Origin of the sequence: Citrobacter amalonaticus (assembly GCF_018252635.1) — a bacterium.
GTDB lineage: Bacteria > Pseudomonadota > Gammaproteobacteria > Enterobacterales > Enterobacteriaceae > Citrobacter_A > Citrobacter_A amalonaticus_E.
Map to the genome: position 1 here is coordinate 1 of NZ_JAGTXM010000005.1, position 15136 is coordinate 15136.

13 protein-coding genes are annotated in these 15136 nt (G+C 53.0%); 5 read left to right on the plus strand and 8 right to left on the minus strand.

The window, feature by feature from the left end:
* The first annotated feature begins 299 nt into the window (after positions 1 to 299).
* Both KE671_RS15575 and mdtD read left to right on the plus strand, forming a co-directional pair.
* Positions 300 to 1019 (plus strand): FadR/GntR family transcriptional regulator, encoded by a 720-nt coding sequence (locus tag KE671_RS15575; RefSeq protein WP_206163717.1) that lies wholly within the window; start codon positions 300 to 302, stop codon positions 1017 to 1019.
* Entirely contained in the window at positions 1016 to 2443 is a 1428-nt protein-coding gene (gene mdtD, locus KE671_RS15580; protein ID WP_206163718.1) for a multidrug transporter subunit MdtD, read from the plus strand. Before KE671_RS15575 ends, mdtD begins: the two co-directional genes overlap by 4 nt.
* Here the strand turns inward: mdtD and rbsR are convergent.
* The 7 genes from rbsR to kup all read right to left on the minus strand — a co-directional run bounded on the left by rbsR (position 2409) and on the right by kup (position 10337).
* A complete protein-coding gene (gene rbsR / locus KE671_RS15585; protein WP_206163719.1) occupies positions 2409 to 3407 on the minus strand; it encodes a ribose operon transcriptional repressor RbsR in 999 nt (332 codons plus the stop codon). The genes mdtD and rbsR overlap by 35 nt on opposite strands.
* A 3-nt stretch (positions 3408 to 3410) precedes the next feature.
* Positions 3411 to 4340 carry a ribokinase gene (rbsK, locus tag KE671_RS15590; RefSeq protein WP_206164031.1) on the minus strand — a complete coding sequence of 310 codons (930 nt, stop codon included), beginning with the start codon at positions 4338 to 4340 and terminating at the stop codon, positions 3411 to 3413.
* 112 nt (positions 4341 to 4452) lie between these two features.
* Entirely contained in the window at positions 4453 to 5343 is an 891-nt protein-coding gene (gene rbsB, locus KE671_RS15595; RefSeq protein ID WP_206163720.1) for a ribose ABC transporter substrate-binding protein RbsB, read from the minus strand.
* A gap of 24 nt (positions 5344 to 5367) precedes the next feature.
* Positions 5368 to 6333 (minus strand): ribose ABC transporter permease, encoded by a 966-nt coding sequence (gene rbsC / locus KE671_RS15600; RefSeq protein WP_042998765.1) that lies wholly within the window; start codon positions 6331 to 6333, stop codon positions 5368 to 5370.
* 5 nt (positions 6334 to 6338) lie between these two features.
* Positions 6339 to 7844, minus strand: coding sequence for a ribose ABC transporter ATP-binding protein RbsA (rbsA, locus tag KE671_RS15605; protein ID WP_206164032.1), 1506 nt, complete (start codon positions 7842 to 7844; stop codon positions 6339 to 6341).
* Between the two features lie 7 nt (positions 7845 to 7851).
* On the minus strand, positions 7852 to 8271 hold the full coding sequence (rbsD, locus tag KE671_RS15610; RefSeq protein ID WP_061075803.1) for a D-ribose pyranase: 420 nt from the start codon (positions 8269 to 8271) through the stop codon (positions 7852 to 7854).
* Between the two features lie 197 nt (positions 8272 to 8468).
* Positions 8469 to 10337 (minus strand): low affinity potassium transporter Kup, encoded by a 1869-nt coding sequence (gene kup / locus KE671_RS15615; protein ID WP_206163721.1) that lies wholly within the window; start codon positions 10335 to 10337, stop codon positions 8469 to 8471.
* A 220-nt stretch (positions 10338 to 10557) separates the two neighbouring features.
* Between kup and ravA the strand changes: the two genes are divergently transcribed.
* Positions 10558 to 12054: an ATPase RavA gene (ravA, locus tag KE671_RS15620; RefSeq protein WP_206163722.1), complete on the plus strand. Its 1497-nt coding sequence runs from the start codon at positions 10558 to 10560 to the stop codon at positions 12052 to 12054.
* Positions 12048 to 13499 (plus strand): ATPase RavA stimulator ViaA, encoded by a 1452-nt coding sequence (viaA, locus tag KE671_RS15625; protein ID WP_206163723.1) that lies wholly within the window; start codon positions 12048 to 12050, stop codon positions 13497 to 13499. The genes ravA and viaA overlap by 7 nt, the downstream gene beginning before the upstream one ends.
* Before the next feature lie 7 nt (positions 13500 to 13506).
* On the opposite strand, the gene asnA is transcribed toward viaA, so the two are convergent.
* A complete protein-coding gene (gene asnA / locus KE671_RS15630; RefSeq protein WP_195506395.1) occupies positions 13507 to 14499 on the minus strand; it encodes an aspartate--ammonia ligase in 993 nt (330 codons plus the stop codon).
* Positions 14500 to 14650: 151 nt separating this feature from the next.
* Here asnA and asnC point away from each other — a divergent pair, with 151 nt between their 5' ends.
* Positions 14651 to 15109: a transcriptional regulator AsnC gene (gene asnC / locus KE671_RS15635; protein WP_042323573.1), complete on the plus strand. Its 459-nt coding sequence runs from the start codon at positions 14651 to 14653 to the stop codon at positions 15107 to 15109.
* Positions 15110 to 15136: the final 27 nt, after the last annotated feature.

Consider the following 15136-nt stretch of genomic DNA (forward strand, 5'->3'; position numbering starts at 1 on the left):
CCGCTTCAGAGTCAAGCATTTATTTTGCTTTTCTCTGTGGGTGTTCATCGCTGGTTTTCACCGGAGAACCCCGCTGACCCGGCGGCTTGCGTGCCGTTGTTCCGTGTCAGTGGAGGCGCATTATAGGGAGTTATTTCGGGCTGACAAGGGGAAATTTAAAATAATTATCCGAGTGCTCCTTTTTTCACCAAAAGCGGTATTAACGTGCCATAAAATAAGCAATTTGCCGTTTTTGCAGCCGCAATCACACTTCCTGGTGGCATACTAATGAGTAAGCAAAAGATAAAGGACAAAGAGCCATGCCTTTAAGCGCACAACAGTTGGCCGCACAGAAAAACCTTTCTTATGTTCTGGCTGAGAAGCTGGCACAGCAGATCCTCAAAGGTGAATATGCGCCTGGCACCATTCTTCCTGGGGAGATTGAACTGGGTGAACAATTTGGCGTAAGCCGTACCGCCGTACGTGAAGCAGTCAAAACGTTAACCGCCAAAGGGATGGTTCTGCCACGCCCTCGCATTGGTACCCGCGTGATGCCACAGACAAACTGGAACTTTCTCGATCAGGAGTTACTCACCTGGTGGATGACTGAAGAGAACTTTCAGCAGGTCATTGAACACTTTCTGGTAATGCGTATTAGCCTGGAGCCTCAGGCGTGCTCGCTGGCAGCAACAATCGGCACCGCAGAACAGAAAGCGCATCTGAATACATTAATGGAAGAGATGGTAGCGCTGAAAAAGAGCTTTAAGCGCGAGCGCTGGATTGAAGTAGACATGGCCTGGCATGAACATATTTATGCAATGAGCGCGAACCCGTTCTTAACCTCTTTTGCCTCGTTGTTTCATTCTGTCTACCACACGTATTTTAATTCAATTACTTATAACACCGTTGTTAAGCTGGATTTGCACCAGGCGATTGTCGATGCCATAGCGAAAAGTGACGGCGACGGTGCGTTTAATGCCTGCCAGGCGCTGCTGTTCGCCCCGAATGAACGTCCAGAAAACAACCAGGATTGTGCATGACCAACAAAAAAGCACGCAGTATGGCCGGATTGCCGTGGATCGCGGCAATGGCCTTCTTCATGCAGGCGCTGGACGCCACTATCCTTAATACCGCTTTACCCGCCATCGCCCAGAGCCTCAACCGGTCCCCTCTGGCCATGCAGTCCGCTATTATCAGCTACACCCTGACGGTCGCCATGCTAATTCCAGTCAGCGGCTGGCTGGCCGATCGCTTTGGTACCCGACGCGTATTCATGATCGCCGTCAGCCTGTTTACCCTGGGATCTCTGGCTTGTGCACTCGCCAGCTCGCTACCCGAGTTGGTTATTTTTCGTGTGATTCAGGGTATTGGCGGCGCTATGATGATGCCTGTCGCACGTCTGGCGTTATTGAGAGCGTACCCGCGCAGTGAACTGCTGCCGGTACTGAACTTTGTGACGATGCCGGGACTGGTCGGCCCCATTCTGGGTCCGGTACTGGGAGGTGTTCTGGTCACCTGGGCCAGTTGGCACTGGATTTTCCTGATCAATATTCCAATAGGCATCGCCGGCATTTTGTATGCGCGTAAATATATGCCTAACTTCACTACCCCGCGGCGCAAATTTGATATGGCCGGCTTCTTTCTTTTCGGCCTGAGCCTGGTTCTCTTTTCCAGCGGGATGGAGTTATTTGGCGAGAAAATCGTCGCCACCTGGATAGCTCTCACCATTATCCTGCTGAGCATTGTATTACTGCTGACTTATATTCGTCATGCGCGACGCCATCCCACACCGCTCATTTCGTTATCATTGTTTAAGACCCGCACTTTCTCTGTCGGCATTTCTGGCAACCTCGCCACCCGTCTGGGAACGGGATGTGTGCCGTTCCTGATGCCGTTGATGCTACAGGTTGGATTCGGCTATCCGGCACTAATTGCCGGTTGCATGATGGCCCCCACCGCGCTGGGTTCAATACTGGCAAAATCAATGGTGACGCAGGTATTGCGTCGTCTGGGTTATCGTTTCACGCTGGTTGGTATTACTGTCTTTATCGGTCTGATGATTGCACAGTTTTCTTTGCAATCTCCGGCGATGCCCGTCTGGATGTTGATTCTGCCGTTATTCATTCTCGGGATGGCGATGTCGACGCAGTTTACTGCCATGAACACCATTACGCTGGCGGATCTGACCGATGACAATGCCAGCAGCGGCAACAGCGTCCTGGCGGTTACACAACAGTTGTCCATCAGTTTAGGGGTCGCGATCAGCGCAGCGGTGTTACGCATTTATGAAGGGATGGAGGGAACCAGTACGGTTGAGCAGTTCCACTACACCTTTATTACGATGGGCGCAATCACAATAGTGTCCGCACTGATGTTCATGTTGCTAAGAGCCAAAGATGGCCGCAATCTGATCAAAGATCGCCACAAACCTACACCGAGCCCCGCGCCATCAAAACAGGAGTAAGTTGTAAACGCTGCTGTTGTAGGGCGGGTTGCGCCATCCGGTGAATCAGTACATCAATGGCCAACTCACCCAGTTCATCTTTTGGCTGATGAATCGTGGTAAGCGGCGGCGTCATGTAACGCGCCAGTTCGATGTCATCGTAGCCAATCACCGCCATGTCCTGCGGAATTCGCAATCCGGCCTGATACAACGCCTGATAAGCGCCTACCGCCATCGCATCGTTGCCGGTGAAAACCGCGTGTGGACGCGTTTGATGAGAAAGCAGTTTTTGCATGGCCTCAAACCCACCGCCAAATTCAAAATCACCGGTAATTTCGTAACCGTCCGGGATATCTAGCCCGGCACGCTTCATCGCGGCGCGATACCCTTCCAGACGCAGTCGCGCCGGGGTTTTATCCAATGGCCCGGTAATGCAGGCAATACGGGTAAAGCCTTTATCAATCAAATGCTGTGTCGCCAGATCGCCACCAAGCAACGAGTTATCCTGAATAAGATCGCTATCCCCTTCACCATCAAAAGGCGACCAGTCCATCATAACGGTAGGAATAGAAGGGTAGCGCTGCATGATTTCACGCGATGGCTGGTGTGTTTCAGTACAGAGCAACAGTAAACCGTCCACCCGCTTTTGCATCAGGGTTTCCAGATTACGGTTCATTCGCTGCTCATCACCTTCAGTATTGCATAACACCAGGCTGTAGCCGCGTTCAAAACAGCTGCGCTCAACGCCGCGTACCAGTTCGGAATAAAAGGGGTTGGTACTCGCCGTAATTAGCATGCCGATGGTGCGCGTCTGATTCAGCTTCAGGCTGCGCGCCAGCGCAGAAGGGGCGTAATTTAACGACTTGATCGCCGCATCGACTTTTTCAGTTATCGCTTCACTGACAAAGCGATCCTTATTAATGACGTGCGAAACGGTCGAAGTGGAAACGCCCGCCAGGCGGGCAACATCCTTCATGGTAGCCAAGCGTTACCTCTGCTGACCTATAAACGCCTCAATTTCATCACGCCACGGCACGGAAGGCTGTGCGCCTTTACGGGTCACCGCAATCGCCGCCGCCGCATGGGCAAAGCGAATCGCGTCAGACAGCGGTTTTTCTTCCAGCAGAGCGGTGAGTAGTGCACCGTTGAAAGTATCGCCCGCAGCGATAGTATCAACGGCGTTGACGTTAAATCCCGGCACCCGACGGCCTTCACCATTCACACTGGCCCAGACACCCCGGCTGCCTAAAGTAATCAATACGGTACGAATGCCTTTCGCATGCAGTACCTGAGATGCTTTCGCCGCGTCTTCATCGGTTTCGACACGGATCCCCGTCAGCTTTTCCGCTTCGGTTTCGTTCGGGGTGATTATATCCACCAGCGCCAGCAGTTCGTCGGATAACTCACGCGCCGGAGCCGGGTTCAGCGCCACAATCGTGTTGTTTTGCTTTGCGATTTTTGCAGCCGTCAGTACGCTTTCTATTGGCGACTCCAGTTGCATTAACAATGCGGATGCCTGAGCAATACGCTCACGCTGCGCCTCAACCAATGCAGGGGAAAGCGCCGCATTCGCACCTGCATGGATACCTATAACGTTTTCACCATCGCCGTTCACAAAAATCAGCGCCACGCCGGTGGCCTCACCGCTGATGATACTGATCGGATCGACGTCAATGTTGTCACTGACAAGCTGTTTACGAATGTTACTTCCGATATCGTCATCGCCCGTACAGGCAATGAACGCAATATTCGCCCCACTGCGGCCCGCAGCCACTGCCTGATTCGCCCCTTTGCCGCCAAAAGCCACCTGATAGTGGTTTCCGGTGACGGTTTCACCCGGCGTCGGAAAGGTTTTAAGGTTCAGGATATGGTCGGCATTAATACTACCAAGAACGACAAGAGTACCAGCGGTTTTCATGTTCGGGGTGTCCATCTGAGATCGCCACCGGTATTACCCGGTGGCGTATGCCACACTTTACTTTTCTTTATATTTAGTCCCTCAGACGACACGCAGTCGCCTGAATCGCCAGTTACTGCTTAATGACCAGCTTCAGGTCAACAGGGTACTTGGCCTGAACTTTCTCGCCTTTCAGTACCTTATCCGCCGTCTCAACGCCTTTCGCGCCGATCTGGTCCGGTAACTGTGCGATAGTCGCAGCCAGTTTGCCATCATTTACCGCTTTTTCGCCATCAGGCGTACCGTCAAATCCAACCACCATCACATCAGATTTACCTGCGGTTTGCAGAGCACGCAGCGCACCCAGCGCCATTTCATCGTTTTGTGCAAAAACGGCCTGCACGTCCGGATGCGCAGTCAACAGGTTCTGCATGACGTTCAGGCCTTTAGTACGGTCGAAGTCTGCAGGCTGGCTGGCCAGAACACTAAATTTGTGTGCCGCAACGGCCTGCTGGAAACCTTCACCACGCTCACGCGCCGCAGAAGTCCCGGCAATACCCTGCAGTTCAATGACTCTCGCGCCTTCGCCAGCTTTTTTGGCAATGTAATCACCGGCAATTTTTCCGCCCAGCACGTTATCAGATGCAATATGGCTGACGACATCGCCTTTGGTTGCCTGGCGGTCAAGGGTGATGACCGGGATCTTCGCCTGGTTAGCCATCTTCACCGCATTACCCACCGCATCGGAATCCGTCGGGTTGATCAGCAGAATTTTGGTGCCACGTACGGTTAAATCCTGAACGTTTGCCAGCTCTTTCGCCGGGTTGTTCTGGGAATCCAGTACCACCAGGTTGTAACCCAGCTTGTCAGCCTCTTTCTGCGCTCCATCTTTCAGCGAGACGAAGAACGGGTTGTTAAGCGTGGAGACCACCAGCGCAATGGTATCTTTCGCCATCGCATTCGCGCTCACGGTGGCGCTTAGCGCAACAGCAGAAACCAGGGTAGCCAGTTTTTTCATGTTCATATTTAAGATGTCCTGTAGTCGTTGTTACTGCTTTTTGTTGTCTACCAGTACCGCCAGCAAAATCACCACCGCTTTGACGATCATCTGGTAATAGGAGGAAACACCTAACAAATTCAAACCATTATTGAGGAAACCCAGAATTAATGCGCCGATCAAGGTCCCAACAATACGTCCTTTACCGCCCGCCAGACTGGTACCACCCAGCACAACGGCCGCGATGGCATCCAACTCGTAGCCCGTACCAGCAGTCGGCTGTGCTGAGGAGAGGCGCGCCACTTCAATGATGCCCGCCAGCGACGCCAGCAGTCCACACAGTGAATAGACGATAATTTTGATTTTACTGACGCTGATACCAGACAGACGCGTTGCCGCTTCGTTACCGCCCAGCGCATAGATATAGCGACCCAGACGCGTGTGGTGCAACATGTACCATGCCGCCAGGAAAACAATCCCCATGATCCAGACCGGTGTTGGAACACCCAGCGGACGGCCGATACCGAACCAGCCAAACAGATCGGCATTATCGGTAAAACCGGTGTTAACCGGACTCCCGTTGGTGTACACCATCGTCACACCACGCAGCAGCAGCATCATGACCAGCGTGGCGATAAACGCCTGCACGCGACCTTTCGCCACAATCACGCCGGTAACGGCACCGACAGCAGCACCTAATGCCAGAGCCGCGGCAACGGCCACCAGCGCGTTAACTTCAATCCCTACAATTGAAGCCGCGACCGCGCCGGTGAGCGCCAGCAAGGAACCGACTGACAAATCAATACCCGACGTCAGGATCACCAGCGTCATCCCCACCGCCATAATGGCGTTCACGGAGGTCTGCTGAAGAATGTTGAACAGGTTATTGACGGTAAAAAAGTTAGGGCTCAACGTCGAGACAATCGCGATCAGCACCAACAGGGCAATGAGCGACTTTTGCTCCATAAGCCACGCTTTGGTGAAATAACGGCGACCAGAAACAGCCTGGGTAGTCATCTTTTTTACTCCTGATTCACGCGATTAAGCTTGCCCACAGCGGCAGCCATCAGAACTTCCTGGGTGGCCTGCTCGCGAGTGAATTCACCGCCGAGATGCCCTTCATGCATGACGATAATCCGATCGCTCATGCCTAATACTTCTGGCATCTCAGAGGAGACCAGAATGATGCTCAGGCCATCGGCCTTAAACTGGTTAATTAACTGATAAATCTCTTTCTTGGCCCCCACGTCCACACCGCGGGTTGGCTCATCAAGGATTAGCACTTTCGGACGGGTCATCAGCCCACGGGCAATGGCCACTTTCTGCTGGTTGCCACCGGACAGCAGACCAATAGCCTGTTCCATCGACGGCGTTTTCACGTTGAACAAACGGATAAAATCGCTTACCGCCTGTTGCTCATCCTTATGCTTCAGACTGCCGCCGCTACGGCTGAAATAACGCAGCGCGGTCAGCGACATATTCTCTTTCACCGACATACCGAGCACTAAACCGTCGCGCTTACGGTCTTCAGAAATATACACGATGCCGTTCGCCAGTCCGTCCTGTGGAGAACGGGTGATCACTTCATGCCCGTCGAGCGTGACATAACCACTGGTACGTGGCAGCGCGCCATACAGTACCTTCATCAGTTCGGTACGCCCGGCTCCCATCAGGCCCGAGATCCCTAAGATTTCACCTTTACGCAGGGTAAAAGAGACATTGTTCACACCAGGTCCGCACAGGTTATCGACCTTCAGGCGGATGTCGCCAGGCGCTTTATCCAGGCGTGGATACTGCTCTTCGAGCTTACGTCCCACCATCATCTCAATCAGGGAGTCTTCGGTCAGCGAGGCCACTTCACGTTCGGCAATAAACTGCCCGTCGCGAAAAACGGTTACGTCATCGCAAATCTCGAAGATCTCTTTCATTCGGTGAGAAATATAGACAATACCGCGCCCCTGCGACTTCAGTTCGCGGATCACACGGAACAGGGATTCGGTTTCGGTATCGGTGAGCGCATCCGTTGGCTCATCCATAATGATGACTTTTGACTCAAAACTCAGCACCTTGGCGATTTCGACCATCTGCTGGTCACCGATAGACAATTCACCGACCAGGCGGTTGCTCTTAAAGCGCAGGTTGAGTTTGGCCAACAGGAGGTCCGCTTCGGCATACATCTTCTTCCAGTCGATTTTGCCAAAGCGGTTAACGAATTCACGTCCAAGGAAAATATTTTCCGCAATGGTGAGTTGCGGGATCAGGTTAAGTTCCTGATGGATGATGCCGATCCCGGCTTCCTGGGACGACTTAGGGCCATTAAAGGTGGTTTCTTTACCCAACCACAACAGCGAACCGGCATCGCGGGTATAGATACCGGTCAGCACTTTCATCATGGTGGATTTGCCGGCACCGTTTTCACCCACCAGCGCCATCACGCGGCCAGGATAAACATTGAGTGCGGCGCCGGATAGCGCTTTCACGCCCGGGAACGCTTTATCGATCCCTTTGAGTTGCAGTAATGCGTCCATGACGGCCTCAGAAAGTGACGCCAGCACAGAGAATAATATTCGCATACGGGGAACACTCCCCGCTGCGAATTACCGCCTGACTGTCTGCGGTTTGTTTTTTAAATTGTTCATGCGTGGTGTAACGAATTTCTATGGTGTTTCCCTGGTGTTGTTGCAGTTGCTCGATGTGGCTGAGCAACGTTTCGTGGAGTTGCGGATTATGTTGTTTAATTTCCGTCGCGAGAATGGCCGATTCAACCTGCATCTCCCGGGTCACCACATCCAGTACCTGCATAAAAGAAGGTACGCCCTGGGTTAATGCCATATCGATACGCGTGGTACTGTTCGGGATGGGTAAACCAGCATCACACACCACCAGCGTATCGGTATGCCCCAGACGGGAGATCACCGATGAAATCTCTGAATTGAGTACAGTGCCTTTCTTCATTTTCTTGCTCCACTAGCGAAACGTTTCGCTGGTATTCAGTGTAGTCTGAGATGTGAGCAAATAACCATCATGACGTAACAGATTTGTGATCACCGTCGAAACGTTTCGCTAAGTGAAATGGGGGGAAAATAATGAAGAGTATGTTGAGGGTTTTGGAGGCCGGGTAAGCACAGCGCCACCCGGCATTTAATGCAGGCTTAAATTTCGACCTGAGTCCCCAGTTCAATCACGCGGTTAGGCGGGATCTCAAACTGGTCAGGCGCGCGCAGCGCGTTACGCTGGAGAAGAAGATACAGCTTGCCACGCAGACGCAAATACCAGGGGCGTTTGCCGACGATTAACGACTCGTGTGACATAAAAAACGACGTTTCCATCATCCGGCAGCTCAACCCTTCCAGACCGCAGCGATGAAAAACCTCTTCGACATTCGGCGTTTCACGCCAGCCGTAGCTGGCGACGACGCGCCAGAAGGTTGGCGACAGCTGTTCAATCTGCACACGGCGAACGTTATGCACATACGGCGCATCTTCAGTACGCAGCGTCAGCAGGATAACCCGCTCATGCAATACCTTGTTGTGCTTGAGGTTATGCATCAGCGCGAAGGGGATCACATTCAGCGCGCGTGACATGTACACCGCCGTACCGGGCACTCGTACCGGCGGGGATTTCTCCAGCGAGGCGATCATCGCTTCCAGAGAGTTTCCGTGCTCGTGCATACGACGCAGCAGGCGGAAACGTTCGCTCTTCCAGGTGGTCATGATGGTGAACATCACCAGACCCAGCGATAACGGCAGCCAACCACCGGACAGCAGTTTGTCGAGGTTTGCCGAGAACAGCGGAATATCAATACACAGGAACGCGACGAGAATCAGCGCCACAAAGTACTTATTCCAGTGCCAGTTTTTACGTGCCACGGTGGTCGAGAGAATCGAAGTCAGCACCATCGTACCGGTCACAGCAATCCCGTATGCCGCCGCCAGATTACTGGAGTGTTCGAAGCTGACAATCACAATCACCACTGCGATATAGAGCATCCAGTTGACGAACGGAATGTAGATCTGCCCGGACTCCATTTCTGACGTGTGAATAATACGCATGGGCGACAGATAGCCCAGGCGAACCGCCTGACGCGTCAGCGAGAAGACGCCTGATATCACTGCCTGAGAGGCGATCACTGTCGCCAGCGCCGCGATGATCAACAGCGGAATCAACGCCCAGTCCGGCGCTAACAGGAAGAACGGGTTCTTAATCGCTTCCGGATGTTTTAACAGCAGCGCGCCCTGTCCAAAGTAGTTGAGCACCAGCGATGGCAGTACCACGCTGAACCACGCCAGGCGGATGGGGAACTTACCGAAGTGCCCCATATCGGCATACAACGCTTCGACGCCGGTAATCGACAGCACCACCGCGCCAAGCGCAATAAAGGAGACGGTTTTATATTCCAGAAAGAAACGCACCGCCCACATCGGGTTCAACGCCTGCAGCACTTCCGGATTGGCGATAATACTGCGCAGGCCAAGCACGGCGAGAATCAAAAACCAGGCCAGCATAATGGGTGCAAATAGCTTCCCCACCATCCCGGTACCGTGCTTCTGAATCATAAACAGCAGCGTCAGGACGATGATCGACAGCGGGACAATCCAGGTATCCAACTGCGGCGCAACGATCTCCAGACCTTCAATCGCCGACATCACCGAGATGGCCGGGGTGATCACCACCTCACCATAAAAGAAGCTGCCGCCAATTAAGCCCATGATGACCAGCATAGAGGTCGTTCGCGCGGAAGTATTACGCCCGGCCAGCGACATCAGCGTCAGGATCCCCCCTTCACCGGCGTTATCAGCACGCATGACGAAGGTCAGATACTTAATGGATACAACAAAGATAAGCAGCCAGAATATCAGCGACAAAAAACCAAAAACCGCATCGCGTTCAACACCAAAACCAAACTGACCGGACAAACATTCACGAAGTGTATAAAGTGGGCTGGTACCAATATCACCGTAGACAACCCCAATGGCTGCGAGGGTTATCGCAGACAATGATTGCTTATTATCAGTGCTCATAGACTAGTCTTTCATATATAAAGAAATGTGTGCGTAGTCCCTTGGCCCACAAAAAGCGCACAGTATGCACGATTCAAAGCAAAATCGTACCCCTAAATGAGCCCAGATTAACCTGGCTCAAAGAAAAATAAACAGCCTCTCAGACAAGTTCAGCCTCTGGAGTGAAACGTCTATACTCGCTGTTAACGCAGTACATTTTATGAAAGGACGCCACTCTATTATGGCTCACCCACATTTATTAGCGGAAAGAATTTCCCGCCTGAGCAGCGCGCTGGAAAAAGGTCTCTATGAGCGTAGTCACGCCATTCGGCTTTGCCTGCTGGCCGCGCTGAGCGGCGAAAGCGTTTTCTTGCTGGGTCCCCCGGGGATCGCCAAAAGCCTGATCGCTCGCCGGCTGAAATTTGCCTTTCAGAATGCGCGCGCGTTTGAATATCTGATGACGCGTTTCTCCACGCCGGAAGAGGTTTTTGGCCCGCTCTCAATTCAGGCGCTTAAAGATGAAGGTCGTTACGAACGCTTAACCGCCGGCTATCTTCCTGAAGCCGAAATCGTCTTTCTCGATGAGATCTGGAAAGCGGGTCCAGCAATTCTCAATACGTTGTTAACGGCGATTAACGAACGTCATTTCCGTAACGGTGCGCACGAAGAAAAAATCCCCATGCGCCTGCTGGTGGCTGCTTCCAACGAACTGCCGGAAACGGACAGCAGCCTGGAAGCACTGTATGACCGTATGCTGATCCGTCTGTGGCTGGACAAAGTGCAGGACAAAGCTAACTTTCGATCCCTGCTGGTAAGCCAGCAGGACGAAAGCGAAAACCCGGTCCCCGTTTCATTACAGGTGAGTGATGAAGAGTATTACCGGTGGCAGAAGGACATTGGCGCAATTACGCTGCCCGATCATGTTTTTGAGCTGATTTTTATGCTGCGCCAGCAGCTGGATAATCTGCCAAATGCACCTTATGTCTCTGACCGACGCTGGAAAAAAGCGATTCGTCTGTTACAGGCGAGTGCCTTCTTTAGCGGGCGTGACGCGGTTGCCCCTATCGATCTCATTCTGCTGAAGGATTGCCTGTGGTATGACGCCCAGAGCCTGAACCTGATGCAGCAACAGCTCGAAATATTGATGACCGGACACGCCTGGCAACAACAAACCATGCTGACGCGCCTCGGCGGCATCGTCCAGCGACGCATTCAGTTGCAGCAACAACGAAGTGATAAAACCGCCTTTACCGTGCTGCGTCAGGGAGGTATGTTCAGCCGCCGACCACATTACGATTTGCCCGCCGAAGTCACCTCGACAACCCTGACGCTACTCCTGCAACAACCATTGAAATTGCATGATATGGAAGTGATCCACATCGCTTTTGATCGCAGCGCGCTGGAGCAATGGCTGGCGAAAGGGGGTGAGATCCGCGGTAAACTCAATGGAATCGGTTTTGCCCAGACGCTGAATATGGAAGTCGATAGCGCTCAGCATCTGGTAGTGCGTGATGTCAGTCTACAGGGCACGCGGCTGGCACTGCCCGGTTCGTCGGAAGAATCCATGCCCGGCGAAATTAAGCAACAGCTGGAAGCGCTGGAAAACGACTGGCGACAGCAGCACACCCGCTTTAGCGAACAGCAAAAGTGCCTGTTTATTCATAGCGACTGGTTAGGTCGTATCGAGGCCAGCCTTCAGGATGTCGGTGAGCAGATCCGTCAGGCGCAACAATGCTGACACTGGATACGCTCAATGTCATGTTAGCCGTCAGCGAAGAGGGGATGATCGAAGAGATGATCCTCGCGCTGCTGGCTTCACCACAGCTGGCGGTTTTTTTTGAAAAGTTTCCCCGCCTGAAAGCAGCAATCACAGACGATCTGCCGCGCTGGCGCGAGGCGCTACGCAGTCGGCTGAAAGATGCACGCGTACCGCCGGAACTGACGGAAGAGGTCATGTGCTATCAGCAAAGCCAGCTTCTTTCTACCCCGCAGTTCATCGTCCAGCTCCCGCAAATATTGGCGCTGTTACACCGGCTACACTCACCGTATGCCGGACAAGCGCAGCAGCTGGTGGACAGCAACGCGGTACTCACTGCCGCCCTGCACACGCTCTTCTTGCAGCGCTGGCGCTTAAGTCTGGTGGTACAGGCCACCACGCTTAATCAGCAACTGCTTGAAGAGGAACGTGAGCAGTTGCTCAGTGAAGTTCAGGAGCGAATGACCCTGAGCGGTCAACTGGATCCGGTTCTGGCAGAAAACGAGACCGCAGCAGGCCGTCTGTGGGATATGAGCGCAGGTCAGCTCAGGCGCGGTGACTATCAGTTGATCGTGAAGTACGGTGATTTTCTGAGCGAACAACCGGAGTTAATGCGGCTGGCAGAGCAACTGGGGCGTTCCAGAGAAGCAAAATCTGTTCCACGAAAAGATGCGCCGATGGAGACCTTCCGCATGCTGGTGCGCGAGCCCGCAACGGTTCCCGAGCAAGTGGATGGGATTCAGCAAAGTGACGACATTTTGCGTTTGTTGCCGCCGGAGCTGGCCACGCTCGGCATAACAGAACTGGAATATGAGTTCTACCGACGGCTGGTGGAAAAACAGCTGCTCACTTATCGTCTGCACGGTGAAGCCTGGCGGGAGAAGGTTACTGAACGGCCGGTGATTCATCAGGATTTCGATGAACAGCCGCGTGGACCGTTCATTGTGTGCGTAGACACCTCCGGCTCAATGGGCGGCTTTAATGAACAGTGCGCGAAGGCCTTTTGCCTTGCCCTGATGCGCATCGCCCTTGCCGATAATCGTCGTTGCTTCATCATGCTGTTTTCTACCGAAGTGGTGCGCTATGAGCTTTCCGGTCCACAGGGTATAGAGCAGGCCATCCGCTTTCTGAGCCAACGCTTTCGCGGCGGTACGGATATCGCCAGCTGTTTTCGCGCCATTATTGAGCGCATGCAGGGACGGGAGTGGTTTGATGCCGATGCAGTGGTGATTTCAGATTTTATCGCCCAGCGCTTGCCTGACGACGTAGTGAATAAAGTTGGAGAGTTACAGCGCATTCATCAGCATCGCTTTCATGCGGTAGCGATGTCAGCCCATGGCAAACCCGGCATCATGCGCATTTTCGATCATATCTGGCGCTTTGATACCGGAATGCGAAGCCGCCTGCTCAGACGCTGGCGGCGTTGAGTTGAGATTACAGCAGAGAGGCGACGCTTTCACGAACCTGTGCAGGCCATACGCCGCACTGAACCTGACCGATGTGCGGCAGTTGCAGCAGCAGCATGGTTAAACGCGACTGACCAATGCCACCGCCGATAGTCTGCGGCATTTCACCGCGCAGTAGCGCCTGGTGCCATTCCAGACTCAGGCGATCTTCATCACCGGTAAGCCGAAGCTGATGCTTCAGCGTATCAGCATCCACGCGGATCCCCATGGAAGAGAGTTCAAACGCATCTTCCAGTACCGGGTTCCAGACCAGAATATCGCCGTTCAGACCGGCATACCCCAGATCGGATGCGGAGCTCCAGTCATCATAGTCCGGCGCACGTACGTCATGGCGGTGACCATCGCTGAGTTTACCGCCAATCCCCACCAGAAAGACCGCGCCTAACTCTTTCGCGATCGCCCGTTCACGACCTTTTGCATCCAGGCCCGGATAACGGCTCAATAGTTCCTGGCTGTGAACAAAGTGGATCTGCTCTGGCAGGAACGGTGCCAGCCCAAATTCTTTGCTTACCGCCGCTTCGGTCGCTTTAATTCCCGCCCAGATAGCCTCTACCGTGCTTTTCAGAGTGGAGAACTGACGCTCACCGTCGCCCATCACGCGTTCCCAGTCCCACTGATCAACATACACCGAGTGGAGCGGGGAGAGACGATCTTCATCCGGGCGCAGGGCTTTCATGTGCGTGTAGAGCCCTTCGCCGGCGCTGAAGTCGTGTTGTCCCAGTGTTTGACGCTTCCACTTCGCCAGCGAATGAACCACTTCGAACTGAGCATCTGGCAGCGCTTTCACTTTCACCTGTACCGCTTTTTCACAGCCCGACAAGTTATCCTGCGTGCCATCCCCTACACGGCTAAGGATCGGTGCCTGGACTTCAATCAGACCCAGACGCTCCTCCAGTTGACGAGAGAAGTGAGATTTCACGAAGCTAATTTGGCGTTGTTTGGCAATGTAAGCGGTTTTCATTTTTATTACTCCTGCGTCCTGTTGCCTATGATTAAGCAACAGAATAGAGGCAATATTCAATAATCCACAAACAAAAAGCTGAATTCGATTTTGATTCGTTAAAATTAGCCGCTAAAATAGAGTGAATCATTAATACACATAAGAAAAAGCGATGGAAAATTATCAGATCGACAATCTGGACCGCGGCATTCTGGATGCCTTAATGGAAAATGCCCGTACCGCCTACGCCGAGCTGGCAAAACAGTTTGGCGTCAGTCCGGGAACCATTCACGTACGTGTAGAGAAAATGAAACAGGCGGGGATCATCACCGGCGCACGCATTGACGTTAGCCCGAAGCAGCTCGGTTATGACGTCGGCTGCTTTATCGGCATCATTCTCAAAAGCGCCAAAGACTATCCTTCAGCGTTGGCCAGACTGGAAAGCCTGGATGAAGTCACCGAGGCGTATTACACCACGGGCCACTACAGCATCTTTATTAAGGTTATGTGCCGATCGATCGATGCGCTTCAGCATGTACTTATCAACAAGATCCAAACAATTGATGAAATTCAATCCACTGAGACGCTGATCGTCCTGCAGAACCCGATCATGCGGACCATCAAGCCGTGATCGCCTTTTTTAATCCCACATTTTTCC